Below are 25,909 nucleotides of genomic sequence, written 5' to 3'. Positions count from 1 at the left end.
TATCGATAATGGCTTTCAGGATTCTTTCAGATAATCGTTCACTTCGCTGGCGGCGGCACGGGCACTGCGCATGACGCCCAGCAGGGTGGCCGAGGCAAATCCGCTCCAGTCCCCGTAACCCACGAGCCAGAGACGAGGCTCCTTCACCGACCGGGTGCCGTCGGTCAGGACCCGGCCATTCTCCTCGACCACACCGAGACTTTCCAGATGACCGAGTGCGGGACGGAAGCCGGTGCACCAGATCACGGCATCAACCGCCTCTTCCTCGCCGTCCGGCCAGACCACGCCACCGGTGGTGAAGCGGGCAAACATCGGTCTCGTCGTTAGAACGCCCCTTTCCCGGGCCTCCCGCACCGCGGGCACCATGACGATATCGGCCAGGGTGCCGGCCGGGGTGTATTCCCGGCCTTCCTGCTCGGCTTTCCACTTTTCCGTGGCCATTTCGAACAGGGAGCGCCCGTCCATGTCGTCGGGCAGGAATTTGGGCGGATCCCGGGTGACCCAGGTGGCGTCCGCGACCTGGGAGACCTCCGCCAGGATCTGCGCGCCGGAATTCCCGCCGCCGACCACCAGTACCCGCTGCCCTGCAAAGTCTTCGGGGCGCCGGTAATGTGCCGAGTGAACCTGGCGGCCGCGGAATAGAGCGAGGCCCTCCACCTGGGGAATGAACGGCTGAGACCAGGTGCCGGTCGCGCTGATGACTGTCCTGGCGTGATAAAGGCCCTTGTCGGTGTGGACAGCCAGACCGCCGTCCGTCCGCGTCACCTGCTCCACGGTGACCGGACGTTCCACCGGGATCTGATAGCGGTCCTGATAGGCGCTCAGGTAGTCGATCACTTCGTCCCGACGCGGCCATTCACCGTCGGCGGTTTGCGGCAGCTGCCAGCCCGGCAGGGAGCTCCACTGCGCCGGTGAAAACAGCTGCAGCGAATCCCAGCCATGGCGCCAGGCACCACCGGGCGCGGGCTCCCGGTCCAGCACCCGGTAATCGAGCTTGTGGCGCCGCAGAAAATAGCCGGTGGCCAGTCCCGCCTGTCCGCCGCCGATGACGAGCACATCCAGGGGCTTCGATGTCATATAGGTACCTTCTCTCCGTTCAGGTGCTTTCGGCCAGGATGCTGCGACAGGCATTGTGGGTGTCGAGGACTGCGATGGTTTTCATGGGTAATCTCCTGTGGAACGAATGATGTCAGGCTGATGTTCAGAACCCGGCAAACAGCCGGGCTCCCAGTGCATTGATCACCCAGCCGACCAGGACGAAGTTGGCCAGCAGGATGACAAATATCAGGCCCAGCAGGCCGTATGTCAGCCAGGCGGCAAAATGAGTGAAAAGTTCCAGCATGGTGTTCAGGTCCCGAAAATGGCGGATAAAGGGCGCTATAACAAGAAGACGAGCGGCCTCGCCAAAAGATACAGTTTTCGAAAAAACTTTACGGTAACAACCGGTCCAGGTTGCGCGAATGCATCGTACTCGCTCGAGTCTACGGCGAAAAGCGACAAACTGTCGGAGTGAACAGGGCCTGGAGTTGCTACAGGACAATGTCAAAAAATGCCGTGCACGGTTTAATGTCCTTGTGCCGGGCACGTCGCGGGAAGTGCTGTTGCGGCGAGCCGATTGATGCGTATCGAGAGCAGGAGAAAGACTCATGGCTAACAAAGAGGTGGTACTGTGCAGTCCGGTAAGAACCGCGATCGGCACCTACGGCGGTAGTCTGGCGGCCAGGGCATCGCATTGGCTGTCGAGCGGGTCTGACGAAACGGGGCATCGAAAGTGGCTTATGAGTGCGTATTAAGGGCCTGGCACGACCTTCAGCGCGAGTTGCGCCGGTTCCTGCTCGGGCAGCTGAGGGAGCCCGCAGCGGCCGATGACATGCTGCAGGATGTCTTCCTGCGGGCCATGCGCGAGGGCGGCTCCTTCTGTGACCTGCAGAACCCGCGCAGCTGGCTGTTCCGGGTCGCGCGAAATGCGCTGACCGACAGCCACCGGCTGAGGAAGACCTGGGTACCGGTACCGGACGACTTGCCGGATGACAGTGAGTCGGAGCGCGAGCCGGTAGCCGAGCTGGATGTCTGCATCCAGGCCGTTCTGCCACGGCTTGCGGCCGATGACCGTGATATTCTCGAGACCTGCGACCTGGGCGCCCTGTCACAGGATGAATACGCGACGGCCAGGGGACTGTCATTGCCCGCCGCCAAAGCCCGGATACGTCGGGCCCGGGAGCGCCTGCGCGACGCCCTGGCAGAGAGGTGCGGCCTTGTGTGGGACTCGTCCGGCAAGCTCTGTTGCCACTCCGGCGTGGGGGCAGAGCGATGTCGCTGACCAAGGTGGGTCGGCACGACCTCCAGCCGGGCCTCGAGCGGCTGAACGACGAGTGTTTCTGTCTGAGTCTGGATGACGAAGCGCTTCGACATGCCCTGGAAAGCGAACTGGGTACCCCCGGCCTCTATCGCTTGGCACAGGAACGCTGTCCTTATCTTTTCTCCAGTCGGCCGGTATTTATCGCCGACCGCCAGCTCGTGAGAATGGCCCGAATTGTCGCGGCGATCGAGGCGGTCGTGTCCATGCCAGCCTGGTGCGAGCAGGTCCTAGCGGGGGCCTCGGACGTCACCAGGCATGCGCCTGGCCAGGCCAGCGGCGTCTTTCTCGGGTTCGATTTCCATTCCCGGGGCGACAGCCTGGGGCTGATCGAGATCAATACCAATGCCGGCGGTGCCCTGTTGAATGCGCTTCTGGCCAGGGCCCAGAGAGCCTGCTGTGCGGAGGTGGAAGCGCTGATGCCAAGTCTCGCCATGGCGGAGAAACTGGAGCGGGATATTGTCGCCATGTTTCTCGACGAATGGAAACGGGCGGGGCACTCGGGGCCGCTGCGCAGCATCGCGATTGTGGACGACCGGCCCGAAAGCCAGTACCTCTATCCGGAATTCGTGCTGTTCCGCAAGCTGTTCGAAAAATATGGAATGACGGCGGTGATTGCCGGGCCGGACGAGTTCGAGCTGCGCGACGGCCGACTGTGGCATGGCGAGCTGGCCATCGATCTCGTCTATAACCGGCTGACCGACTTCGCATTGGAACAGCCCGAGCATTCGACATTGCGGCAGGCCTATCTGGACGATGCGCTCCTGATGACGCCGCACCCGCAGGCCCATGCCCTCTATGCCGACAAGCGCAACCTGGCTTTGCTCACCGATGCGAACGAACTGGACGCCCTGGGGTACCCGCCGATCTCAGGGCGGTACTGCTGAACGGGATACCGCGCACCGATGTCGTTGAGCCTTCCAGCGCGGAGCGGTTGTGGAGCGAACGGCGGCGACTGTTTTTCAAGCCGGCGTCGGGCTACGGCAGCAAGGCGGCCTATCGCGGTGATAAGCTGACCCGGCGGGTATGGGATCAGATACTGGCGGGGCGTTACGTGGCCCAGACACTGGTGATGCCCGGTGAGCGGCGGGTCGATCAGGCCGACGCTGTGTCGCCGCTGAAGTTCGACCTGCGCAACTACGCCTACCAGGGCAAGGTCCAGTGGGTGGCCGCCCGACTGTATCAGGGCCAGACAACCAATTTCCGCACCCCCGGTGGCGGTTTTGCGCCGGTATACGCTTATCGGGAATCGCTGTCTGAGAGGTGAAACAAAGACACGGGGCCTTTTTTAGGCGCTCTGGTTTCCGGGGGATTGTACCTGTGGCGGGGCCGGAGCGGGATTGATCCGCTGCTGGCCGCAGCCACCAGGACGCATATTAAACGCCGGCTGTTCCGGCACCCGTTCGCCAGTCTTCTGAATATCTCCTAGCGCTTCGACGCCTCGAAGATGCTCTGGATGGAGGCGTCGAGCATCGCGTTGAATGCATCATCGGACTGTTGGACGGACAGGCCCTCGGTCAAGGCTCGCGAGAAACTCGCAACCATGCCGTGGTTCTGTGCGAGTCGTTCATTCGCTTCCACCCGTGAATAACCGCCCGATAGCGCCAGGACGCGCAGGATGTTCGGATGCTCGATGCACTCCCTGTAATAGTCGGCCTGTTCCGGCAGTGTCAGCTTGAGCATCACCTTCTGATCGGGTGCGAGCGTATTCAGGTGCGCGAGGAGGTTTTCTTTCAGCATGGCCTCGGCCTGTGCCTTTTCGGGGCTGTTGATATCGATTTCGGGTTCGATGATCGGGACCAGTCCCTTGTCGAGGATGCGTTTGCCGATCTCGAACTGCTGGTCGACGATCGCGCGGATGCCGCCTTCCTGGGCAAGCCTGATGAAAGAACGCATCTTGGTGCCGAATATGCCGTTCGCCACTGCCCGGTCGAGCAGGGCGTCGAGTTCGGGGATCGGCTTCATGAGCTGCACACCGCTCTCTTCGGCCGCCAGGCCCTTGTCGACCTTGAGAAAGGGTACGACCTGCTTCTCCTCCCACAGATACTGCGCCGTCGGCTTGCTGTCGATCTGGCGTTCCATGGTGTTTTCGAACAGGATCGCGCCCAGGATCCGGCTGCCGTCGAATGCCGGGCTGGTGATGATCCGGGTGCGCATCTGATGAACCCTGTCGAACATCTCGTCGTCGCCCGAATAGTCGGTCTCGGGAATACCGTAAAGACGGAGTGCCTTCGGTGTGCTGCCACCGCTTTGATCGAGCGCGGCGATAAAACCGTTATTGCCATGCACTTTGTCGAATTGCCGCTGGTTCATGATTCCTTCCCTGTGCTGTTGGTTGGATGGGAGTTCGGACTGAAGCACCGGGCACCTGGCCGGGGTTATCAGTATACCGCCAGAACCGGCATTGTGTCGGCCGATTGGCGTGTTGACGGGATCACCTTGCGGCCTGAATCGACTGGCTATCGCTCCCGTGCAGGCCAGTCGGGATGATGCTCGTCGATAACCAGCCGGTGGCGGTGTTTCGTCGGTGCATGGTGATGCGGGTGACTGTGGGGGCCGGACCTTCCCAGCCTTCGTGCTCATGCTGGTGATGGGCGTCGTGAGAGTGCAGATGGCTGTGATCCATCGACGCATGGACGTGGTCGAGGGTCTCGGCTTCATGAGCGGGCCACAGCGTCAGCGCGGCCACAGCCGAGAGCAGGGCGATGATCCCCATTACACCAAAGGCAGTCGCCAGGCCAAGGTTGGCGCCAATCCAGCCGGCGAGCGGGTAGGTCACCAGCCAGCAGGCGTGGGACAGCGAAAACTGGGCTGCGAAAACCGCCGGCCGGTCCGCTTCGTGACAGGAGCGAATCAGCAGCCGCCCCACAGGCGTCTGCACCAGGGAGCCGCCCAAGCCGATCAGGAACCAGAGTGCCAGCAGCCCGGCGATGTCTGGCTGCACCGTTCCGAACAGCACCGCCGTCGCCATGATGCCGCCGCCAACCAGCATCAATGGGCGCTCGGATACCCTTTGCAGCATTTGGGGCATCAGCAGGGCCGCGATCATCGAACCTCCTCCCGCTGCCGCCAGGGCGATGGCCACCCAGGTGTCGTCGAGGCCGAGGTAGGTCCTGACATAGACCACGGTGTTGACGATCTGCATCGAACCGACGGCGGCAACGGCCAGCAGAGCGCCAGCAGTCCCTGCAGTCTCGGGGTGCGGAGGTAGATCTTCATGCCTTTTATCGCCCGGTGCCAGAAGGTGCTGCCCGGGTCCGGCGACCGGGCCGGCAGCACGACAGAGACCACCAGCAGCGCCGAAGCGACAAAGGCCAGGGCATTCAACCCGAACAGGACGTTGAAGCTCATCACAGCGATCAACATGGCCGCGATCGTCGGGCTCAACAGGTTTTCCAGATCGTAGGCCAGTCGCGACAGCGACAGGGCCCGGTCGTACTGCTGCCTACCCCTGACGATGTCGGGAATCGTGGCCTGGAACACTGGCGTGGAGCCGGCCGAGAACAGATTCAGCAGGAACACCAGGCAATAGATCTGCCAGACGACGGTGACGAACGGCAGTGAAAGCACTATGCCTGCACGCAGCAGGTCCAGCGCGACCAGAACGGTGCGGCGCGGCAGCAGCTGAGCGTAACTGCCGATGAGCGGTGCGACGAAGACGTAGGCGACCATCTTCAGCGCCAGCGCGATGCCGAGCACCTCGCCGGCGCGTCCGCCGGCAATCTGGTGCGCCAGCAACGCCAGGGCGACGGTCGTGAAGCCGGTACCGAAGAGGGAGATGACCTGGGCGGCAAAGAGGTGCCGGTAGCGCCGGTCCTGCAACGGGGAATAGCTCATCTACACATATTGCCTTGGGACTCAACAGATTGCGAAGAGTAGCACTCTGACTAGGCTTAGTAGGTCAGTGAATCGCTGTCTATGGAAGGGATAATGGACGACTATACGGTACAGCTGTCGCACCTGCTGCTCTTCGGCCAGAGCCTCGGCATCGGCTTTCTGGTCGGTCTGGAGCGTGAGCGCCATGCCAACAGCATCGCGGGGTTGCGCACCTTTACGCTGATCTCGCTGTCCGGCTCACTGGGCGGCTATATCAGCCTGGAGTTCGAACGGCCATATTTCGTCCTGATGATGCTGCTGTTGGTGATCGCCAGTCTGCTCGTCGCGCAGTTCAAGTCCAGGGCGAGCGAACCCGACACGACGACGGTGCTCGCCGCCATCCTGACCTTCGGCCTGGGGTACATGCTCTGGGCGGACTTCAAGCTGCTGCCGGCGGCGCTGGCGATCACCATGACGGCGATCCTCTATTACCGCGAAGAGCTGCACGAGGTACCCCATCGTCTCACGCGCAAGGATGTTTCGTCCTTTTTCCAGTTCGCCGCCATCGCCTTTATCCTGCTGCCGGTACTGCCTGACGACACTTACGGCCCCTATCAGGTGTTCAATCCCTATCAGACCGGCTGGCTGGTGGTGCTGATCAGCGCCATCAGCCTGACCGGTTATGTGGTACTGAGGCTCCTTGGCAGCCGCTCCGGCATCTTCGTCATGGGGCTGCTCGGCGGGCTGGTCTCGACCACGGCCACGACCCTGATCTATGCGCGGCACAGCAAGCGGCAGGCGTCTTTCGCCGGCCTGGCCGCGACCATCATCCTGCTGTCCCATCTGGTGCTGTTCATCCGTGTGGCCATCGTGGTCGCGGTGCTGGAACTGTCGCTGCTGGTGCCGATGCTGCCCTGGCTTGTCGGCGGTTTCGCGCTGGGAGCGGGTTATATCGCCTGGCACTACCATCGTACCGATGGTGACAAGGAACAGTACCGGATGCCGGCATTCGAGGTCAGCAACCCCGCCGAGATCAAGGTCGCGGTCGGCTTTGCCATCAGCTTTGCGCTGGTGCTGCTGCTGGTGGCCTGGACCAACGATGTGTTTTCCCATGCGGGTGTATACGTGGTCGCCTTTCTCTCCGGCCTGACCGATATCGATGCGATCACGATCTCGAACATCCGGCTCTTTTCGGTCGGCAACCTCTCGGCTCCTGTCACCCTGACTGCTGTGGTACTGGCGTTTCTGGCGAACCTGATTTTCAAACTCGGCATCGTTTTCGTCGTCGGCGACAGGAACGTTCAGGCTCCCGTGCTATGGGGCTTTCTGTGTCTCGCCAGCGGCGCCGTGACAGGACTCGTCCTGTCCCTGGTACGGCTCTAGGAGGAAAGCGTTGTGCAGACCCTGTGGCAACAATGGCATCAGGCGGCACTGACCAGCAGCGGCTTTTTCTGGAGTGCGCTCTGGGCTTTCGCACTGGGCTACCTGGTCAGCAGTCTGATTCAGGTGCTGGTGACGGAAAGAAGGATGCAACGCACCATGGGCAAGACCGGTCCGCGCAGCGTCGCTCTGGGTACGCTGTTCGGCTTCGTCTCCAGTTCGTGCAGCTTCGCCGCCCTGTCGACGACCCGGGCGCTGTTCCAGAAGGGGCGGGGCTGGTGCCGTCGCTGGCGTTCATGCTGGCGTCGACCAATCTGGTGATCGAGCTGGGCATCGTTATCGCGATCTTTCTAAGCTGGCAGTTCGTCGTAGGCGAATACCTGGGCGGAGTCCTGCTGATCCTGTTCGCCTGGCTGTTCGTGCGCCTGACTCGCCCGAAGATGCTGGTCTACGAAGCGCGGGAAAAGCTCGGCGATGACGAGGACGAAAACGGCGAGGGCGATGGCGGCTGGCGTGAAAAGATCAGATCCCGGGAGGGCTGGCGCCGGATCGGTCAGACCTATGTGATGGAGTGGCAGATGGTCTGGAAGGATGTGCTGATCGGCTTTACCGTTGCCGGGATCATCGCCGCCTTCGTGCCGGACAGCTTTTTCCAGGCGCTCTTCGTCGGTTCGGGCGGGGAGGCCAGCGCCGATCCCGGCTTTCTCGCGGTGCTGGCGCAGACGGTCATCGGCCCGGTCGCGGCCTTCTTCACCTTCATCGGCTCGATGGGCAACATCCCGCTGGCGGCACTGCTGTACGACCGCGGCGTCAGTTTCGCCGGCGTCATGGCCTTCATCTTTTCCGACATGGTGGTGCTGCCGGTGCTGCGCATCAACGCCGCCTATTATGGCTGGAAGATGGCGCTCTATATCCTGGTGCTGCTGCTGTCGGGGCTGGTCTGCGTCTCGCTGGTGCTGCACTACGGTTTCGCGGCCCTCGAGTTGTTGCCGCAGGCGACCGGCGAGGGAATTACCGAACGGGATTTTTTCCGCATCGACTACGGCCTGGTGCTGAATCTGTTTTTTCTCGGTATCTCCGCATGGCTGATCTTCTTCGCCCGCCAGGCCGATGGGGGTGACGGCGGGCAGTGCGAGCAACACGGCGATTCCGGGCACGAACATCACCATCACGACAGCGGGGCGCCGCTGTCGGAGAAAATCATGAATGGCCTGGTGAGCGTGGCGCTGGCCTGGCTGATCGGCGGACTGGTCGTGGCGCCCTGGCTCTGAACCGGTCGTCAGCGCTTGAGACGCTGAATCGCAAGCTCTTCGCTGAGCGACCGGATCAGGCGGGCCATGTTGCGCGCGAGGTTCAGTACGATCACACCGAAATCGAAAGGGTAGCGATCGTGCAGATCGCTGTACAGGGCCGCGGAGATTTCCAGTACCAGGCTTTCCTCGCGGGCGATGGCCCGGCCGGAACGGTCATGGAGTGCGATCATCGCCACGTAGCCGATTTCGTCGCCGAAGCACGCCGTGCGGGTGTAGCTGTAGCTGTCGAAATAGCGGGCGTAAAATTCGATGGCGCCACTGAGCACGACGAAAAAACTGTCGCCGCGATCACCGTAATCGAACAGCCGGTCGTTTGGTTCCAGTCGATACCCTTTGCCTTCCTGTATCAGAAAGCGTACGGCGTCGAGGGACAGGGCGCCAAACACCGAGCACTCCCGGAGGCTTTCGGGCGTAACCTCTCGGGTCAGCTCAAGCGTCGTTATCGCGTGCATGGACAGCCTCCAGGGTCGGGCCGCGGATCGATCTGTTCCAAGTATAGGGGGCTGAAGACGGCAGTGGTCTCAGTCGGCGTCCCGGCTGGACGACGCCCGTACGACCAGGTCCGGGCGCGGACCGCGCACGACGGACCGACCGGTCCTGCCATTGATCTGTTCGAACAGCAGCTCGATGGCCAGGGAGGCGATCTGGTCGAGATGGAGATTGACGGCCGTCAGCGGTGGCTGGCAGTTTTGTGCCCGCAGGCCGTCATAGCGGGTGACGACTCTGACATCGTCCGGAATCCGCCGGCCCATCTCTTTCAGGGCCCGCACCGCACCGACCGCGAAAGCGTCGACGGGGGCGCAGATGGCATCGATCCCGGGGTGTTCCCCAAGCAGATCCCGGCAGGCCTGCATCCCGGCCTCTTCGCCGCCCGTCTCATCGGCCTTGATCACCAGGCAGGGCATGCCCGACGCTTCGACAAACTCCCGATAGGCCTGCTCGACATCGACATAGGAATGGCGCGCCTGGCTGCCGATCAGCAGTGCGATGCGTCGTGCGCCCTGGTCACGCAGGTGCTCGAGCAGCAGCCGGCCGGTTTCGCGTCCCTGAAGGTCGATGTAGGGCAGGGCTGAATCCGCCCCCGGCTGGCGTCCGATCGAAACCAGGCGGATGCCGCGGCGCTGCAGCTGTTCCACATTGGGATCGTCGGCGACCGGCTCGATCACCACGGCGCCGTCGATATCGAGCTCATCCAGCAGATGTCGGGCTTCATCGAGGGTGGCACCAGCACCAGTGCCAGCCCCTGCTTCAGCGCGGCCTCCATGGCGGTGGCGGCGATTTCCATCATGAACCCCAGACGCGAGGGCCGCCGGCGACGGCGAAGGGCATCGAGGATACCAGGGCGATGGAGTTGGCCTTGCCGGTGCGAAGCCGCTGAGCGCGAAGGTTGGGACGGTAGCCGAGGTCCCGGGCGATCTGCTTGACCCTGGCGCGTGTCTTGGGGTCGACCTGGCCACGGTCGTTCAGGGCATGGGAGACGGTGGTGCGTGAAACCCCGGCTTCGCGCGCGACATCGGCGATGGTGATGCGTGAGCCGGTCGAAGGGCTGCTGTCGGACATGGATCTCTCGTATGTGCCTGGATTGCGACCCAGTATACGTCTATACCGGCGTATTCTAAATCGATTTGGCGGCAGTCTGCAGGGCACTCGCACTACCTGACGACTGTGAGAGCCAATCCGGGCCGGCGGTACCGTTTCCGGGCGACACGCTTTACGTCGTCCCTGACCGCTCGGCTGCCGCCCTCCCTGGCGGCAGACGGTCGCCCTGAAGCGGTACCCCCACCCCTCGACAGCGCGGTGCCAACCGACAGACGCACCGAACCCGGTTCGCTACCCGACAATGCCCAGGCGAGCCGGCGGCGAGAACCCTCAGTGCACTCGCGGCGTCAGTTGCAGCACCGAGGCCCGGAAGGCGTCGCCATAGGCAGCACGCAGCCGCTTATTCTTGACCCCGAGTTTGGAGCCCTGGCCTGGCGCAGGAGGTTCAGGGCGAAGCGCCGGGTGAGGGCCGGATTCTGCGCTGCATGTCCGATTCCTGCCCTTGACGGGTCCTCGTTGAAGGCCATGTCGAGCACCCAGTGCAGGCTATTCTCGACCCGCCAATGATGGCGGATGTAACGGCCGATCCGCTCCGGATCAGCGGCATGAGAGGTGATAAAGCAGCGACGCTCATGCGACACCTGACCGTTGAGTTCGCGCTGGCTCTTCACCATAACCAACGTCCGCAGCCCCGGCCAGTCCGGCTTCTGCGCCAGCCAGTCGATCTCGTCACTGACCCAGATGCGGCGTGTTTCGATCCGGCCGTGGTCTTTCTCCACGGCGCCGGCGTGGCCCTGGGGATGGTGTTTGGCTTCGGTGTCCATGAACAAGCGAACGTCGTCATGCAAGGTGCTCTGGTTCCCCTTGAGGGCCAGCACATAGTCGCCACCGCCCTCGGTGATCTGCCGGGCCACCGTTTTCTGACAGCCGATAGCGTCGATCGTCACCGTGACGCCGTCCAGGTCGAACAAGAATTCTGCTACGGCTTCCCAGTCATCCATGCCGGAGAGTATTGCACAAAGGGCGATACTGAGGATGTCCGACAGCCCATGCAGCTTGTTTTGCGTGGTCCGGCGCGGATCGGGGAGGGATTCGAAGAAAGGCTTGGGGTTCGGCAGCATGGCAATGGTTGCTGCAAATGCCGGAATTAAGCCGTTTTCGTACCGGCACCGGGCTCGCCGAGGCTGATGTGGTCGGGTCTGGCTGACCGTCTGCCGCCAGGACGGCGGCAGCCGAGCCCTCAGGGACGAGTTCACGGCGTGTCAGACAGGCCCGACCACATCGACCCTGACGATCTTGTCATCGCCTCGTGATAGTGCGATTGCCCTGCGGCAGTCTGTCGGGCGGTCCTCACGACAGCTGAACAGGTCGGCTTTGATTCAGAAGTGTTGACACGGGGGTCAGGAAAATATATTTTGACCAAATCGATTTGGGTAACGCTTCCTCGCAACCTGAATCGATTTGGTAATGCCTACCTTATATCTGCACCTGGCATGGGCAGCCCGTACCCGAACGGGTACGGGGCTTTTTTCGCACTTTGCCGAAATCGATTTGGGTAGCGTTGCCAGGATTCACTGACGACAATAAATACAAAGGAAATCAGCCATGCTCGAGAGAGACGCAGGGGCGCCGTCGCCCCCGTAGATGAAAAACTGCCGCTGAAGACGCTGCTCGCGTTCGGCCTGCAGCATGTGTTGGTGATGGCCGCATCGCCCATCGCATCGGTATTCCTGATGTCGAGGGTGCTGGGCTTCGATGCCGACCTCACCGCCAGCCTGCTCAGCGCGACCTTCCTGATCTGCGGGCTGGGTACGCTGTTGCAGTCGATCGGCTATTCCGGCTTCGGCTCCCGCCTGCCGTTCATCATGCTGCCGGGCGGCGCCCCGATCATTCTGTTCATTCAGATTGCACAGCAGTATGACGTCGCGACCGCATCGGGGGCGGTGATACTGACGGCACTCTTCTATTTCGTGGTGTTGCCGGTGTTCAAGCGAATGCTGAAATTCTTCCCCTCGGTGGTGGTCGGCACCATGCTGATTCTGGTCGGCATCAACCTGGTGAAGATTCTCGGTTTTCTGATCGTCGGCCGCAATCCGGACGCCCCCGACTTCGCCGACCCGACCAACATCTTCCTGGCGTTCGCGACGATCGGCCTGACGGTGCTGATCGCCCGCTTCCTCAGAGGGGTGTTCAAGCAGCTGGCGATTCTCGGCGGGTTGCTCGGCGGTACCCTGATCGCCTTCCTGGCGGGTGCCGTCCATACCGACCGACTGAGCCTGACGCCGGTGATCGGTGTACCCGAGGTGCTGCCGTTCGGCATGCCGACCTTCGACCTGATCGCAGCGATACCGCTGATGATCTTCTGCATGATCTCGATGGTCGAAGCCACCGGTCAGACCGTTGCCATCGGTGAAGTCGTGGGCAAGGACCTGAAAAAGGAGAGGGATGTGGCCCGCACCATCCGCGGCGATGCGATCATCTCGTTGCTGGGCGGTTTCTTCGGCACCTCGCTGATCATCACCAGCGGCGAGAATATCGGCGTGGTCCAGGCCACCGGCATCAAGTCGCGCTGGGTGACCGTATCGGCCGGCTGCATGCTGATCATCATCTCCTTCCTGGCGCCGCTGACCGGAGCGATCCAGTCGATCCCCGATGCGGTCATCGGCGGTACCGGACTTGTGCTCTTCGCCGTGGTCGGTGTCATGGGGATCGAAATGCTGCGCCGTACCAATCTTCGCGACAGCAACAACATGTATGTGGTCGCGGTCGCCCTGGCGGTCGGTCTCTTCCCGATTCTGGTGCCCGGCGTCTACAGCAACTTCCCGAATGGCGTTGCGGCCTTCCTCGGTAACGGCGTGGCCGCCGGTGCCATCACGGCCGCCGTGCTGAACGCCATTTTCAATCACTTCTCAAAGGAGGTCAGAGCCCCGGCTGACGACAAGGCCGTCACAGCCGAAAGCCAGTGCTGACCCTAACCGGGCAGGCCCGGGGCCTGCCCGACCAATGAATTATTTCGCAGGATTCAGACGATGACTCAATTATCACCGGAGCTTTTCGCGCAACCGGACCGGATACTGGCACCCGACTGGCTGATGCTAAGGGACGGGCCCGTCACCGGTCATGCCATCGCCCTGTCCAACGGCCGCTTCGGCGCCGTGGGGACGGTCGCCGAGTTGCAGCGGCGCTTGCCGGAGCTGCCGCTGCTGCGGCTGCCCGGCAAGCTGATCATGCCCGGCTTCGTCGACAGCCATCACCATCTGACCCAGGCATTCGGCAAGTCGCTGGTGTTCGGCGAGCCCTCGGAAATCTTCCGCCGCGTCTGGGTGCCCCTCGAGAGCGGTCTGAACGAGGAGTTCCTGTATCTGAGCAGCAAGCTCGCGGCCTTCGAAGCGCTGCGCGGCGGCTTCACCACCGTCTGCGATGCCGGTACGCGCTCATCGGCGGCGCTGGGGGCGGTTGCCCGGGCCGCCGGGGATGCCGGCATTCGCTGTGTGCTCGGCATGGTCTGCAACGACAAGCGTGGCGACCAGTTGCTGGATCAGGCACCGATCCTGGCGGCGGCCGAGCGCCATATCGGCACCTTCGAGGGGGATGCGGACCGGCTGGTGACGCCGTCGCTGGCAATCCCGATACCGGAAATCGCCACTGACGAGATGCTGTACCGGGTCTCGTCGCTCTGTCGCGAGGCCGGCATCGTATTCCAGACTCATGCCAACGAACACCTGGCGGCGGTCGAGCGTTCGCTGGAGCAGCGCGGACAGCGGCCGGTCGAGCACCTTTACCGGGCTGGCGCCCTCGGGCCCAGGCGTTGCTGGCGCATGCCACCCTGTTGACACCGCTCGAACTGAGAATGTTGCAGGAAACCGATACCGCGGTCAGCTACAACCCGGTCGCCAGTGCCTGGAAAGGCAACGGCGTGGCCCAGGCCGAGCTGATGCACACCTTCGGCATCCGCCTTGGGCTCGGTACCGATGGCACCCGCAGCGACGGCTTCCGCCTGATGGATTATGCCGAGGCCGCGCAGCGCTTCGCCTTCGGTCTCGGGGTCGGCGACTCCTCCTGTGGCGGCGGCTGGACCTGGCTCGACATGGCGACCGGCGGCGGTGCCGGGGTGCTGGGACTGGGCGCCGTCACCGGCGAGATCGCCGAGGGGCGGGCCGCGGATTTTCTGCTGGTCGACCTGCAGGTACCGGAGATGGTGCCGTCCTGGGACCTCAACTGGGAGCTGGTGCGGCTGTGCAACCGGGACCAGATCGACGGTGTTTTCGTCGCTGGACGGCTGCGGCTGTGGCAGGGCTGGCCGCTCGACTGGGACGCGCGGGCGCTGATGCACCAGGTCGGTGAAATCGCCAGGGCGGCGGTGGCCGAGGCGCCGATTCAGAAAATACATCCGTTCTCGCAGGAGCACCGCGGTGCCCGGGCCGGGAACAAAAGTCGCGGCCTGTACACCCCCGCTGCCTGCGATCCGACCTGATTCGACGTTGAAGAGCTTATGAGTATTGAATCCTTTATCTGGGTGGCCGTTGCGGTCGCCAGTGGCGCTTTCGTTCAGGGTACGACCGGCATGGGCTTCGCGCTGATCGTGGCGCCCATCCTGGGCATACTGGAACCCTCGCTGCTGCCGATCGGGTTGCTGGTGCTGATGCTGCCCCTGAACGCGGCGGTCGCCTGGCGCGAACGCCAGGCCATCGACCTGATGGGTACCAAGTGGATCACACTGGGACGTATCCTGGGCACCTTCGGCGGCCTCTGGGTGCTGGTGGTGCTGCCGCTGAGCTATCTCAACATCCTGATCGGGGTTTCGACCATCGCGGCATCCCTGGCCACCTGGCTGGCACCGGCGTTTTCCCCGGGGCGGCGGGCATTCGTCTCCACCGGCGTGATCACCGGCATTACCGAAACCGCGACTGGTATCGGCGGACCGCCGTTGGCACTGGTCTATCAGCACATGCCGGTCGCGACGCTCAGGGCATCGGTTGCCCTCTGTTTCCTGGTCGGCGAGATCGTCTCGCTGGTGGTGCTGGCCGGCAGCGGCCGGCTGCAGGTCGAGACTCTGGAACCGGTGCTCTGGATGTTGCCGGCGCTGCTGGTCGGAATGCTGCTGAGCCACTGGATACACCGCTCGGTCAACGACCGTTTCCTGCGCAATTTCGTGATGGTCTTCGCGATCACCTCGGGCGTTTTCGTGCTGGTAAACTGAGGCGCCGGGCGAAGATCTGCGGTCGATGGCCCGGTCGTTCGAACGTAGCCGGGGTTCGATTCTCTCGGAACTCGGAAAGCAGGGGCTGATCAGCGATGAGTGAAGGGTTCGAGGCCGCGTTCGCCATCTTGGTCTAAATTGTGTAGCAGCGGACGCTCTGTGGTATTGCCGTGCTGCAATGCCGGGGCGCTGCATCGAATAGCCCCTCAGCTACCAATGGAAGGACATGACTGGCATCCGGATATCAGCCTCGAACGAGTGGGTCTGCCCCCTGCGACCGCCGCGACCACCAGGTCAAGGCGACAGGGGGCGAGCATGAGGGTGCTGTTCGGCGCCCTGACCTCGGCACTGCGCGAGCCCCTGGCGCACTTTCTGCTGGTAGGGGTCTTGCTGTTCCTGGTCCATGAGTGGTGGCAGGATCGGCACGCGCGCGATGCGATCCTGGTGACGCCCGAGCGGGTAGCGGCACTGAGCGCCGGCTTCAGTCGCATCCGCCAGCGGCCGCCCAGCGAGCGGGAGCTCGCGGCGCTGATCGACGGCTATGTGCGGGAGGAGTTCGCGGTCCGGGAGGCGAGGGCGCTGGAGCTGGATCGGGATGACAGCCTGATCCGTGCCCGGCTGCGGCACAAACTGGAGTTTCTGACGCAGGACAGTGCCAGCGCCCAGGCGCCGACGGAACGCGAACTCAGGGACTGGTATGCCCGCAACCCCGATGCGTTTCGTACTGATCCGGAGCTGGCTTTCCGGCAGATATTCCTCGATCCCGCCCGCCACCCTGCCTCGCTCGATCGGTATATCGAGCGGTTGTTGAAGCTTTTGCGCGAGGAGGGGGCGATGCCGATATCCGGGCCCGGGGCGATACGCTGATGGTGCCGCGGGAGATCGAGCGCATGAGCATCAGTTCGATTGCACGGGCATTCGGGCCCACCTTCGCCGAAAAACTGCAGGACCTCGAGCCCGGTCGCTGGGCCGGCCCGATCGAATCGGGATTCGGGCTGCATCTGGTCTATCTGTATGACCGTCGCACGGGGCCGGTACCGCCGTTCGAGGAGATACGTCCCGAGGTGGAACGGGCCTATTCGGCAGCGCAGCGGCAGGCGGCACTGGATGCCTACTATGCGAATCTGCGCCAGCGTTACGAGGTGGTGGTACTGTCCGAGGACGACGGCATCGGCAGGGGCGAGGGCAGATGAGGGCGCTGTCGACACTGCTGCTGGTGGCGCTGATGCTGACAATGCCGGCATCCGGTCGCGCCCAGGCCTGGCAGCCCGGCTTTTTCGAGCTGCAGGCGTTTATGCCGGCGCTCTACGACTTTCTCTGGAAGGCGCCAACCGATCCGACCGGGGCCGTGATTACCCCGGTGCTGCCACCCGAATGCCGCCTCAGGAGCCGGGAACGCAAGCTGTCGGCGGACGGCGAGATCGAACTGGGGCGGCTTCAGTGTCCGGACGGCCTGGCGGACAAGACCTTGCGGTTCGAGGGGCTCGTTGCCAGCGAAACCGAGGTGATCGTGCGGGTCAACTCCGGGGACGGCGAAACCGAGACCTACAGGCTCGGGCCGGTGTCACCGCAGATCCGTTTCCCCCCGAGCCGACGGCATGGGAGGCCCTGCGGCGCCAGGCCGAGGCCGGGCTGATGCAGCCGCTTGGTACCGATCATCTGCTGTTCCTGCTCGGCCTGATGCTGGTCGGCGGCGGTCCGGGGCGGGGCGGCCCGACCGTTATCGCCCTGCTGGTCGGCCACAGCCTCACGCTCTGGGGCACGACGCTGGGATATCTGCACCTTGCGCTGCCGCCGCTCGAGGTCGTCGTCGCCCTCAGCGTACTCTTTCTCGGGCCCGAGATCGTCAGGCGCTGGCACGGCCAGCACGACGTTACCCAGCATTTTCCCTGGATTGTTTCGCTGCTGCTCGGGATGCTGCATGGTGCGGGCTTCGCCAGCGGCTATGACGGGCCGGCGGCAGCGCCGGCCGATATCCCGGCCGGTCTGCTGCTGTTCATCGCCGGTGTCGAGCTGACGCTGTTGCCGGCGATACTGCTTGCGGTCCTGCTGGCGCGGGGCTGCCGACGCCTGCAGCGGAGCGGATCCTGGCTGATCGCGGTAATGCCGGGATATGCGGTCGGCTCCCTGGGCGCCTATCTGACCGTCAAGCGCGCGCTGCAGCTGCTGGCGCCGATGATCTGATCGGCCCCTACCGTGGCGGTTCAGAGGCCCCGTGGATCGGCGGCGGGCGGCTGCAGCCTGTCGATGGCGGCCTTCATGCGCAGGTAGCGCTCCGCAGTTGTCGGGTGGCTGCCGCGGCTGTGGCGGATGGCGTCGGGAAAGTCGGTGCCGAGGCGGCGCCAGAAATCGGCCGCCCCCTCGAGTCGAAAGCCGGCCCGCTGCATCAGTACCAGGGCCTGGTAATCGGCCTCGAGCTCCCAGCCCGGGGAGCCGAGGCGGACGCCGGTGGTCGCGGCGAGGCCCGGGCTGGGTACACCGCTCAGCAGCGCGGCCAGGTCCAGCAGGCTGCCGAGCAGCAGGTTACGCAGCTGCTTGTCGACATGATGCAGCGCGTTATGGGCCAGCTCATGGGCGACCACCAGGGCCAGCTCGTCATCCTCGCGGGCATAGCGCAGCATCGCTTCGGGAATGCGCACATGGCTGCCGTAGGCGAAGGCGTTGACCGGTCCGCCATTGCTCATCCGCACCGGCCAGTCGCACAGCTGGACCGGTTCGAGCGTCGCCTCGAAACGGCTGTCGTCGCGCAGCCACTCGACCCTTATTGCCCCCTCCTGCCGCTTCAACAGTTGCTCGACCTGCTCCAGCCGCAGCTGCTGGCTGTCGAGGGCGCGCCCCTGGACGCGCAGAATCCGGTCCCCTCCCTTGAGGCCGGCCAGTGCCGCCGGGCTGTCGGGCAGGGGCGGGCGCAGCCGGGCATGCTCGTCGAGGGAGTAGAGGGTGGCGGCGGCGTCCCGCCATTCGGCGGGGTAGTGATTGCGATAGTGGAAGTTCAGGCCGAACCAGCTGCGCCTGTTGTCAGGGCACAGCGGCAGGGCGGCCCGAAGCAGCGGTACCGACACCCGCGCCAGGCGAAAGGCCCGCGCATGACGCAGGGCCAGCGCCTGCTGCTGCTGCTGCAGGGTTTCCCGCTCGATCTCGGCCCGGGGCGGAGGCTCCGGCATCGAGCCGGGCGATGCACAGCCGGCCAGCAGCAACAAAAGCAGCAGCCCGTGATACCGCAGGCGCAGGTGCATCATCGCTTCGTCGCCAGCTCCGTCCATTCGACACATTCCGTCAGTTTAGCGCAGCAGGGGGCAATCCGACTTGATCGGGCGCCGGCATTCGTCCATGCTGCACGGCATTGGACGGAGGCCGATACAGAGCCCCGTTTTGGACCGACAGGCAACGACCGATGACCTACAAACTGACAGAACAGCAGCGCGCCAAAGTGCTGGCCCGGGAAGCCCAGGAGCGCTTCGATCACTTTCTCGAGAAGTCCGCGGACTGGGAGGAAATCTGGAGCCTGGCCGACGGTGAAGGCTGTGTGATGCTCACCACCGACGACGGCGAAAGCTGTCTGCCGGTCTGGCCGCACCCTGATTATGCCCTGGACTGGGCGACCGATGGCTGGGAAGGTTGCGAACCGTTGAAGATCGACCTGGAAGCCTGGTTCGAACGCTGGGCACCGGGACTCGAAGAAGATGAGATACTGGTCGCGGTGTTTCCCCGCATCGACGACGAGGGTGTGCTGCTCTCTGCCCGGGAGCTGAGCGAGGCGATCGAGGAGCTGCTCGGAGCCGGTGGTGACTGAGCTCATGCTGGCCGACTCGCAGCATCCGTTCGAGACGCTGACGCCGGAGTTCATCATGGACGCGATCGAGGCCGAGGGCTATCTCTGCGATGGCAGCATTCTCGCCCTCAACAGCTACGAGAACCGGGTCTATCAGGTCGGCATCGAAGGGCAGGCGCCGCTGATCGCCAAGTTCTACCGGCCGGGGCGCTGGAGCCGCGAGCAGATACTCGAGGAACACCAGTTCTGCTATGAGCTGGTCGAGCACGAACTGCCGGTGGTGGTGCCGCTGCGCAACGGTGACGGTGCCAGCCTGTTCGAGCGCCAGGATTTCGCTTCGCCCTCTATCCGCGTCGCGGTGGCCGGGCGCCGGAATTCGACAACCTGGACAACCTGCTGATCATGGGGCGTTTCCTCGGCCGTATTCACGCCATCGGTGCCAGCCGGCCGTTTCGGCACCGGCCGGTGCTGGACAGTCAGAGTTACGGCCATGCCAGCGCCGAATTTCTGCTCAGGCATTTTATCCCCGCGGAGCTGCGGCCCGCCTACGAGACCCTGAGCCGGGACCTCCTCGAACGTGTCGATGCGATCATGGCGGAGCCCGTGGACCTGCTGAGGGTGCACGGCGACTGCCATGTCGGCAATGTGCTCTGGCGCGATGAAACGCCGAATTTCGTCGATTTCGATGACAGTCGCATGGCGCCGGCGGTTCAGGATATCTGGATGCTGCTCTCGGGCGACCGGCTCGAGCAGACGCGCCAGCTGGCCGAGGTGGTCGACGGCTACAACGAGTTTTACGACTTCCACCCGCGCGAGCTCCGCAGTATCGAGGCGCTGCGGACATTGCGGATCATGCATTATTCCGCCTGGGTGGCGCGGCGCTGGGAAGATCCGGCGTTTCCGATGGCCTTCACCTGGTTCAATACGCCGCGCTACTGGAGCGAGCATATCCTGGAGTTGCGCGAGCAGCTGGCGGCGCTGCAGGAGCCGCCTCTGCTGCTGATGTAGGGGCGGGCATCCAGCGGTTACTATACTTAAAGTTTTGAGACGCTCAGGGATGGATCGATGAAGCAGTTGCGCGGGCCCGACGGGTTGATATACGCATTCGTGATGGATCGCCGGGGCGGTGCCCGGGAACTGTCATGGGATGAAACCGGGCAGTGGCAGCCGCAACAGGGAGTACTCTGGCTGCATTTCGACTATACCTGCGATGCGGCGCGACAATGGCTTCGCAATGACAGCGGCCTGGATCCGCTGGTGGTGGACGCGCTGCTCACCGAAGAGACCCGCCCCCGTGCGACACCGGTCGGCGATGCATTGCTGCTGGCACTCAGAGGCGTGAACCTCAACCCCGGCGCCGATCCGGAGGACATGGTCTCGATCCGGCTTTATGTCACCGCCGATCTGATCGTCAGTTCGCGCAAGCGCCAGTTGCTGTCGGTATCGGACCTGGTCGAGAAGATGCGCCGTGGTCGAGGCCCTCTTGGCAGCGGCGACTTTCTGGTCGAGCTGACCGACCGGCTGGTGGCGCGTATGAGTGATATCGTCGACGACTTCGAAGACCGAGTCGCCGACCTCGAGGAACAGGTGCTCTACAGCGGCAACGGCACGCTGCGTCAGCCGCTGGCACAGCTTCGGCGCCAGACCATCGGTCTGCGCCGCTATCTGGCGCCGGAGCGCGAAGCCCTGACCCGGACCCAGAATGAGCCGCTCGACTGGCTCGACGACGGTTTTCGGCTGCGCATGCGCGAAGTGTCCGACCGGCTGGTGCGGCATATCGAGGATCTCGATGCGGTACGCGAGCGCGCCGCGGTCACCCAGGAGGAGCTGATGAGCCGACTCTCCGACCAGCTCAATACCCGGCTCTATGTCCTTTCGCTGGTGGCGGCGGTCTTTCTGCCCCTGGGTTTTCTCACCGGCCTGCTCGGTATCAACGTCGGCGGGATCCCCGGCGCGGAGAACCCCTATGCCTTCTACGAATTTTCCATCCTGCTGCTGTTGCTGGTCGCGCTGCAGGTGTGGATCTTCCGGCGCAGGAACTGGCTATGAATGTTATCAAAATGAGGTCAAGGTGATGCTGGAAATGATTGGCTGGCGCGAGTGGATGTCGCTGCCGGAGCTGGGTATCGACCGGATCAAGGTCAAGGTCGATACCGGTGCCCGTACCTCCTGTCTGCATGCGTTCAGGGTCGAGCCCTTTCGCGACAAGGGGCTCCCTGGGTCGCCGCGGACGTGCATCCGGTGCAGAACGACCAGAACCGGGTGATCAGTTTCGTGGCGCCGGTGCTCGACGAGCGTCTGGTATCGGACTCGGGCGGCCACCGCGAGCAGCGTTTCGTGATCGATACGCTGGCTCGCCTCGGCGATTACGAGTGGCGTATCGAGATGACGCTGACCAATCGTGACAGCATGAAATTCCGCATGCTGCTGGGACGGACGGCGATGCACGGCCGCTTCGCCGTCAATCCGGCGGCCTCATATCTGCTGGGAGGACGACCATGAGACTGGCGATACTGTCGCGCAATGCTCAGCTGTACTCGACTCGACGACTGGTCGAGGCGGCCCGTGAACGGGGCCACGAGGTCCAGGTGATCGATGTACTCAAATGCTACATGAACATCAACATGCAGCACCCGGAAATCCATGTGAAGGGGGAGGTGCTGGGGGACTTCGATGCGGTGATTCCCCGTATCGGCGCTTCGGTCACCTTCTACGGAACGGCGGTGCTGCGTCAGTTCGAGATGATGGGCACTTATCCGCTGAACGAGTCGGTGGCGATATCCCGCTCGCGCGACAAGCTGCGCTCGATGCAGCTGCTCTCGCGCAAGGGGATCGGCCTGCCGGTCACCGGCTTCGCCAACAAGCCGGCCGACATCCCGGATCTGGTCGAGATGGTCGGCGGTGCGCCGCTGGTGATCAAACTGCTCGAAGGCACCCAGGGTATCGGCGTGGTGCTGGCCGAAACCCGGCAGGCGGCCGAGAGCGTGCTCGAGGCCTTCATGGGGCTCAAGGCATCGGTCATGGTGCAGGAATACATCAAGGAGGCCGGCGGCGCCGACATCCGCTGCTTCGTCATCGGTGAAAAGGTGATCGCGGCGATGAAGCGCCAGGCCAAGCCCGGCGAGTTCCGCTCCAACCTGCACCGCGGCGGTGCCGCGACCTGGTGCGGCTGACGCCGGAAGAGCGCAGCACCGCGGTGCGGGCGGCCAAGACCATGGGGCTGAATGTCGCTGGCGTCGATATTCTCAGATCCAATCACGGCCCGCTGGTGATGGAGGTCAACTCCTCGCCGGGCCTCGAGGGGATTGAGAATGCCACCGGCCTCGATGTCGCCAGCCGCATCATCCAGTTCGTCGAGAAAAACTATTCCAGCCACAAGACCCGCACCCGCGGCAAGGGGTAAAGCAGCGCCGGCAGCCTGTAGGAGCGCCGCCCCGGTGCGAATAGCCGCGGTGCTCAATCTGTTCGCCTCGGGGCGAGGCTCCTACGGAAATTTCAGCGCCCGCCGTAGCGCCGCCCCGGTGCGAATAGCCGCGGTGCTTAATCTGTTCGCCTCGGGGCGAGGCTCCTACGGGAGTGCGTCAGCGCGCCGGCTCAGCGCCAGGGTGCTCTTGAGGCGTGAGCGGCCGAAGGCCGCCATCGCCAGAAACTCGTCGACCTCGATCGGCACGTCGATATAGTCGGTTTCGCTCTGGTACTCGTCACGGTCATTGTCCGGGTCGGAGAGGTAGACGAAACGCTCGTCCGCGGCGGTGACCATTACCCAGTGCGGCGCCTTGTTGCGGTTCAGACGCCAGGTACTGATCAGGCTCACCAGCACGTCGCCATGGCGGATGTGCTGCTGCAGCTGTTCCGGGGTCATTTCGCGATCATGGAGGGTGACATCGGTTTCCTCGAGCTCCATGACGAAATCCTCGTGCGCCAGCGCGATCACCTGTTTCTTTTCCGGATCCCGGACGCTGTCGATGAAGGGCACCTTGGTCTCGTTGCAATAGAGGGTGACGTCGAAGCCGCGGTGCCAGGCGCTCAGTGCCAGGCCCTGGGGCGAACAGCCGCCATGGCCGGCAGTCATGAAGATGGTGGTCGACTCGCGCCAGATCTTGAGTTCATCGCGCCGCGTCATAGGGTAGCGGGGATCGAGCCGGTGCATCGCCATCATCAGGCTGGCCGGGCCGCAGGTGAAAGGGGTGGTCTGCTGATAAAAGGCGGTGCGGCTTGCATCGCTGATGCTGGCATTGCGGCGGATCGGCTTCTCCATCTTCAGCGCATCGCCGCCGTCTTCGTAGTATTCGCTGATGGTTCCGATCGGGTGGTAGCCCGCCTTGCGATAGACAGCGATCGCCGCACTGTTGCCGACGTTGACTTCGAGCCGCATGAAGATGCAGTACTGTTCACGCGCCGCCTGCTCACTGTCCTGCAGCAGCTTCCGGGCAATGCCGCGGCCGCGGCATTGCGGCACTACCGCCAGCGAATAGAGGCGGGCCAGCCGGGTGCCGCTGCGATACAGCGCCAGGGCATAGCCGGCAGGCCTGTCGGCGCTGAACGCGATCAGCAGGCTGGCGTGGCCCTGACGGATCAGGCGCTGAAAACTGCGTCGTGACAGACGGTCGCTGGTGAAGCATTGACGTTCGATCTGCAGCAGTGCATCGATATCGGCCGCGGTGGCCGGGCGGGTGCTTGGCATGTTCAAGCGAGATGTCCATCAAGGCTGTGATAGGGCGATAGTAGCACCGGACCGGGCGGCGGAAGAGGGGCTTCATGAAATTTGCTGCAGATGATTGTGCCGTGCGGGCAGAGGCGCGCATAATCGCAAAAAATCCAACCTAGCGGAATCGCCTGGCCAATGTCTTCCTTTTATGTCGTTGTCGACGACCTGGGCGACTGGGCGCCCTACTACCCCAGTAAAGACGTTATCTCCTTTGACCAGTACCTGGCGCTTGCGGACAGTCGCAGTGCGGGCCGGGTGCGGGTGCTCAACTGCTGTCGCAACAGCCGGGCCCTCGGGCGGGGCTATTACTGCTCGCTGCTGGCCGAGGCCCGCGGTCACCATGTGATTCCGTCGGTGCGCGTCATCAGTGACCTGCGGCGAAAGTCGCTCTACACGCTGCAGCTCGTCGGTCTGTCACAGACCCTGGACAAGCTGGCCGGTCAGCTGTCGGCGGATCAGTCGAAGATCGAATTGCGCATCTTCTTCGGCGAAGTGACGATGCCGGAACTGTCGACGCTGGCCAAGCAGCTGTTCGAGCGCTTTCCCTGTCCGATGCTCGAGGTGCGGCTCAGGCGCCAGAAGGTCTGGCAGGTCGACAGCATCCGCCAGATGGCGCTGAAGGAGATCCGCGACGAGGCCGAGCAGGAGCTGTTCGCCGCGGCGCTGGAGCGCTTCAGCAATCGCATGTGGGCCAAGCCCCGCGCGCGCAAGCGTTACCGCTTCGATCTGGCAATGCTGGTCGATCCGGATGAGGCGCTGCCGCCGAGCGACAAGGACGCGCTGAAGCGCTTCGTCAGCAGCGGGCGGCAGCTTGGCATCAACGTCGAGATGATCGGCAAGCGCGACCTGATGCGCCTGCCCGAGTATGACGGCCTCTTTATCCGCGAAACCACGGCCATCGATCACCATACCTATCGCTTTGCCAAGAAGGCCGAGGCCGAGGGGCTGGTGGTGATCGACGACCCGACGTCGATCCTGCGCTGTACCAACAAGATCTACCTGGCCGAGCTGCTCAAGACCAACAGGGTGGCAACGCCCGCGACGGCCATCGTCAGCCATGCCGACAAGGCTACGGTGGACGGGATGATCGAGTCGCTGGGCTTTCCGATGGTGCTGAAGATTCCCGATGGCGCCTTTTCCCGCGGCATGTGCAAGGTGGAAACCCGGGAGGAGCTCGTCAGGGGCTTCGGGAACTGCTGCAGAACTCCTCGCTGGTGCTGGCGCAGGAGTTTCTCTATACCGACTACGACTGGCGCATCGGTGTGCTGAACAACAAGCCGCTGTTCGCCTGTCGCTATTACATGGTGCAGAATCACTGGCAGATCTACCGCCACGGCAGCGGCGGCGATGTCGACTCGGGCGGTTTCGATACGCTGCCGACCTACGAGGTGCCGCCGGCGGTGCTGGAGGCGGCGCTTAAGGCGGCACGACTCATCGGCGACGGCCTTTACGGCGTCGATCTGAAGCAGAGCGGTGACCGGGTGGTGGTGATCGAGGTCAACGACAATCCCAACGTCGACGCCGGTGTCGAGGACCGCTTCCTCGGCGTGGCGCTGTACCACGAGATCATGGCGGAATTTCTGCGCCGGATGGAGCTGAACAGAAAGTGACGCGTTATGCGTAACCCGTAACCTGTCACCGGCGCCGCTGCTGCCTGACAACCGTCGCTCCTCGGCTTCGGCATCCTGCGTCGCTCTAACTCCTGCGTCCATGCAGTCGTGCGCATGCTATCCATGCGCCCGCGACGTACGACAGCCATGGACGGCTGGAACGCCAAAAACGCAGGAGAGGTTTTTTCGTCGTTCATCCTGAACATAAAAAAACC

General features: G+C 63.6%; 27 protein-coding genes and 5 pseudogenes. 20 read left to right on the top strand and 12 right to left on the bottom strand.

Annotated features, from left to right (window positions below):
* Positions 1-15: 15 nt before the first annotated feature.
* Complete coding sequence (locus tag ACFQDL_RS29415; RefSeq protein ID WP_379912376.1) at positions 16-1,077, bottom strand: ArsO family NAD(P)H-dependent flavin-containing monooxygenase; 1,062 nt, start codon at positions 1,075-1,077, stop codon at positions 16-18.
* A 124-nt stretch (positions 1,078-1,201) separates the two neighbouring features.
* Positions 1,202-1,342 (bottom strand): hypothetical protein, encoded by a 141-nt coding sequence (locus ACFQDL_RS29410; protein WP_379912374.1) that lies wholly within the window; start codon positions 1,340-1,342, stop codon positions 1,202-1,204.
* A gap of 429 nt (positions 1,343-1,771) precedes the next feature.
* Here ACFQDL_RS29410 and ACFQDL_RS29405 point away from each other — a divergent pair, with 429 nt between their 5' ends.
* Genes ACFQDL_RS29405 through ACFQDL_RS29395 form a run of 3 tightly spaced genes read left to right on the top strand, consistent with a single transcriptional unit; the run spans position 1,772 to position 3,623 of the window.
* Positions 1,772-2,320 (top strand): sigma-70 family RNA polymerase sigma factor, encoded by a 549-nt coding sequence (locus ACFQDL_RS29405; protein ID WP_379912372.1) that lies wholly within the window; start codon positions 1,772-1,774, stop codon positions 2,318-2,320.
* Positions 2,311-3,243, top strand: a complete 933-nt coding sequence (locus ACFQDL_RS29400; protein ID WP_379912370.1) for a hypothetical protein — start codon at positions 2,311-2,313, stop codon at positions 3,241-3,243. The genes ACFQDL_RS29405 and ACFQDL_RS29400 overlap by 10 nt, the downstream gene beginning before the upstream one ends.
* 47 nt (positions 3,244-3,290) lie before the next feature.
* Positions 3,291-3,623, top strand: coding sequence for a hypothetical protein (locus tag ACFQDL_RS29395; protein WP_379912368.1), 333 nt, complete (start codon positions 3,291-3,293; stop codon positions 3,621-3,623).
* A gap of 158 nt (positions 3,624-3,781) precedes the next feature.
* Here the strand turns inward: ACFQDL_RS29395 and ACFQDL_RS29390 are convergent, their stop codons facing one another.
* The 3 genes from ACFQDL_RS29390 to ACFQDL_RS29380 form a co-directional block, all read right to left on the bottom strand.
* The gene (locus tag ACFQDL_RS29390) at positions 3,782-4,669 is read right to left on the bottom strand and encodes a fructose bisphosphate aldolase (protein WP_379912366.1); all 888 of its coding nucleotides are present in this window, start codon (positions 4,667-4,669) and stop codon (positions 3,782-3,784) included.
* Positions 4,670-4,790: 121 nt separating this feature from the next.
* A complete protein-coding gene (locus ACFQDL_RS29385; RefSeq protein WP_379912364.1) occupies positions 4,791-5,501 on the bottom strand; it encodes an MFS transporter in 711 nt (236 codons plus the stop codon).
* Positions 5,402-6,193 carry an MFS transporter gene (locus tag ACFQDL_RS29380; RefSeq protein ID WP_379912362.1) on the bottom strand — a complete coding sequence of 264 codons (792 nt, stop codon included), beginning with the start codon at positions 6,191-6,193 and terminating at the stop codon, positions 5,402-5,404. Before ACFQDL_RS29380 ends, ACFQDL_RS29385 begins: the two co-directional genes overlap by 100 nt.
* Before the next feature lie 93 nt (positions 6,194-6,286).
* Between ACFQDL_RS29380 and ACFQDL_RS29375 the strand changes: the two genes are divergently transcribed.
* Together ACFQDL_RS29375 and ACFQDL_RS29370 are read left to right on the top strand one after the other, a co-directional pair.
* Positions 6,287-7,555, top strand: coding sequence for an MgtC/SapB family protein (locus ACFQDL_RS29375; protein WP_379912360.1), 1,269 nt, complete (start codon positions 6,287-6,289; stop codon positions 7,553-7,555).
* A gap of 12 nt (positions 7,556-7,567) precedes the next feature.
* Positions 7,568-8,823 (top strand): annotated as a pseudogene (locus tag ACFQDL_RS29370) (permease).
* Positions 8,824-8,831: 8 nt separating this feature from the next.
* On the opposite strand, the gene ACFQDL_RS29365 reads toward ACFQDL_RS29370, so the two are convergent.
* The 5 genes and pseudogenes from ACFQDL_RS29365 to ACFQDL_RS29345 form a co-directional block, all read right to left on the bottom strand.
* Positions 8,832-9,317: a cyclic nucleotide-binding domain-containing protein gene (locus tag ACFQDL_RS29365; protein ID WP_379912358.1), complete on the bottom strand. Its 486-nt coding sequence runs from the start codon at positions 9,315-9,317 to the stop codon at positions 8,832-8,834.
* Positions 9,318-9,386: 69 nt separating this feature from the next.
* On the bottom strand, positions 9,387-10,031 hold the full coding sequence (locus tag ACFQDL_RS29360; RefSeq protein ID WP_379912356.1) for a substrate-binding domain-containing protein: 645 nt from the start codon (positions 10,029-10,031) through the stop codon (positions 9,387-9,389).
* Positions 10,028-10,153, bottom strand: coding sequence for a hypothetical protein (locus tag ACFQDL_RS29355; RefSeq protein WP_379912354.1), 126 nt, complete (start codon positions 10,151-10,153; stop codon positions 10,028-10,030). Before ACFQDL_RS29355 ends, ACFQDL_RS29360 begins: the two co-directional genes overlap by 4 nt.
* A complete protein-coding gene (locus ACFQDL_RS29350; protein WP_379912352.1) occupies positions 10,150-10,425 on the bottom strand; it encodes a LacI family DNA-binding transcriptional regulator in 276 nt (91 codons plus the stop codon). Before ACFQDL_RS29350 ends, ACFQDL_RS29355 begins: the two co-directional genes overlap by 4 nt.
* 309 nt (positions 10,426-10,734) lie before the next feature.
* Positions 10,735-11,552 (bottom strand): annotated as a pseudogene (locus tag ACFQDL_RS29345) (ISAs1 family transposase).
* Between the two features lie 426 nt (positions 11,553-11,978).
* On the opposite strand from ACFQDL_RS29345, the gene ACFQDL_RS29340 reads away from it, so the two are divergent.
* From ACFQDL_RS29340 to ACFQDL_RS29310, 7 genes and pseudogenes are all read left to right on the top strand, one after another.
* A complete protein-coding gene (locus ACFQDL_RS29340) occupies positions 11,979-13,373 on the top strand; it encodes a uracil-xanthine permease family protein (protein WP_379913433.1) in 1,395 nt (464 codons plus the stop codon).
* Between the two features lie 60 nt (positions 13,374-13,433).
* Positions 13,434-14,878: pseudogene (locus ACFQDL_RS29335) on the top strand (amidohydrolase family protein).
* An 18-nt stretch (positions 14,879-14,896) separates the two neighbouring features.
* Positions 14,897-15,604, top strand: a complete 708-nt coding sequence (locus ACFQDL_RS29330; RefSeq protein ID WP_379912350.1) for a sulfite exporter TauE/SafE family protein — start codon at positions 14,897-14,899, stop codon at positions 15,602-15,604.
* A gap of 315 nt (positions 15,605-15,919) precedes the next feature.
* Entirely contained in the window at positions 15,920-16,471 is a 552-nt protein-coding gene (locus tag ACFQDL_RS29325; RefSeq protein ID WP_379912348.1) for a hypothetical protein, read from the top strand.
* Positions 16,472-16,494: 23 nt separating this feature from the next.
* Complete coding sequence (locus ACFQDL_RS29320; protein WP_379912346.1) at positions 16,495-16,797, top strand: peptidylprolyl isomerase; 303 nt, start codon at positions 16,495-16,497, stop codon at positions 16,795-16,797.
* Positions 16,794-17,240, top strand: a complete 447-nt coding sequence (locus tag ACFQDL_RS29315) for a hypothetical protein (protein WP_379912344.1) — start codon at positions 16,794-16,796, stop codon at positions 17,238-17,240. The genes ACFQDL_RS29320 and ACFQDL_RS29315 overlap by 4 nt, the downstream gene beginning before the upstream one ends.
* Positions 17,240-17,788 (top strand): HupE/UreJ family protein, encoded by a 549-nt coding sequence (locus tag ACFQDL_RS29310; RefSeq protein ID WP_379912342.1) that lies wholly within the window; start codon positions 17,240-17,242, stop codon positions 17,786-17,788. Before ACFQDL_RS29315 ends, ACFQDL_RS29310 begins: the two co-directional genes overlap by 1 nt.
* Positions 17,789-17,808: 20 nt before the next feature.
* On the opposite strand, the gene ACFQDL_RS29305 is transcribed toward ACFQDL_RS29310, so the two are convergent.
* Positions 17,809-18,867, bottom strand: a complete 1,059-nt coding sequence (locus ACFQDL_RS29305; protein ID WP_379912340.1) for a M48 family metalloprotease — start codon at positions 18,865-18,867, stop codon at positions 17,809-17,811.
* Positions 18,868-18,998: 131 nt separating this feature from the next.
* On the opposite strand from ACFQDL_RS29305, the gene ACFQDL_RS29300 reads away from it, so the two are divergent.
* From ACFQDL_RS29300 to rimK, 6 genes and pseudogenes are all read left to right on the top strand, one after another.
* Positions 18,999-19,397 carry a DUF2750 domain-containing protein gene (locus ACFQDL_RS29300; protein WP_379912338.1) on the top strand — a complete coding sequence of 133 codons (399 nt, stop codon included), beginning with the start codon at positions 18,999-19,001 and terminating at the stop codon, positions 19,395-19,397.
* Positions 19,390-19,776, top strand: a complete 387-nt coding sequence (locus tag ACFQDL_RS29295) for a phosphotransferase (RefSeq protein WP_379912336.1) — start codon at positions 19,390-19,392, stop codon at positions 19,774-19,776. Before ACFQDL_RS29300 ends, ACFQDL_RS29295 begins: the two co-directional genes overlap by 8 nt.
* Positions 19,761-20,384 (top strand): serine/threonine protein kinase, encoded by a 624-nt coding sequence (locus ACFQDL_RS29290; RefSeq protein WP_379913431.1) that lies wholly within the window; start codon positions 19,761-19,763, stop codon positions 20,382-20,384. Before ACFQDL_RS29295 ends, ACFQDL_RS29290 begins: the two co-directional genes overlap by 16 nt.
* 57 nt (positions 20,385-20,441) lie before the next feature.
* Complete coding sequence (gene zntB, locus ACFQDL_RS29285; RefSeq protein WP_379912334.1) at positions 20,442-21,425, top strand: zinc transporter ZntB; 984 nt, start codon at positions 20,442-20,444, stop codon at positions 21,423-21,425.
* Positions 21,426-21,450: 25 nt separating this feature from the next.
* A pseudogene (locus ACFQDL_RS29280) lies at positions 21,451-21,878 on the top strand (ATP-dependent zinc protease family protein).
* A pseudogene (gene rimK, locus ACFQDL_RS29275) lies at positions 21,875-22,779 on the top strand (30S ribosomal protein S6--L-glutamate ligase). Before ACFQDL_RS29280 ends, rimK begins: the two co-directional pseudogenes overlap by 4 nt.
* A gap of 165 nt (positions 22,780-22,944) precedes the next feature.
* Here the strand turns inward: rimK and ACFQDL_RS29270 are convergent.
* Positions 22,945-24,060, bottom strand: coding sequence for a peptidase C39 family protein (locus tag ACFQDL_RS29270; protein WP_379913429.1), 1,116 nt, complete (start codon positions 24,058-24,060; stop codon positions 22,945-22,947).
* Between the two features lie 159 nt (positions 24,061-24,219).
* Here ACFQDL_RS29270 and ACFQDL_RS29265 point away from each other — a divergent pair, with 159 nt between their 5' ends.
* Together ACFQDL_RS29265 and ACFQDL_RS29260 are read left to right on the top strand one after the other, a co-directional pair.
* A complete protein-coding gene (locus ACFQDL_RS29265) occupies positions 24,220-25,353 on the top strand; it encodes a RimK family protein (RefSeq protein WP_379912332.1) in 1,134 nt (377 codons plus the stop codon).
* Positions 25,299-25,694 carry an ATP-grasp domain-containing protein gene (locus tag ACFQDL_RS29260; RefSeq protein ID WP_379912330.1) on the top strand — a complete coding sequence of 132 codons (396 nt, stop codon included), beginning with the start codon at positions 25,299-25,301 and terminating at the stop codon, positions 25,692-25,694. Before ACFQDL_RS29265 ends, ACFQDL_RS29260 begins: the two co-directional genes overlap by 55 nt.
* The last annotated feature ends 215 nt before the right edge of the window (positions 25,695-25,909 follow it).

It is taken from the genome of Marinobacterium aestuariivivens (assembly GCF_042661465.1).
In the GTDB taxonomy this organism is placed as follows: Bacteria; Pseudomonadota; Gammaproteobacteria; order Pseudomonadales; family Balneatricaceae; genus Marinobacterium_A; species Marinobacterium_A aestuariivivens.
The sequence above is the reverse complement of the archived record's forward strand: the minus strand, read 5'-3'. Positions and strand labels throughout refer to the sequence as shown.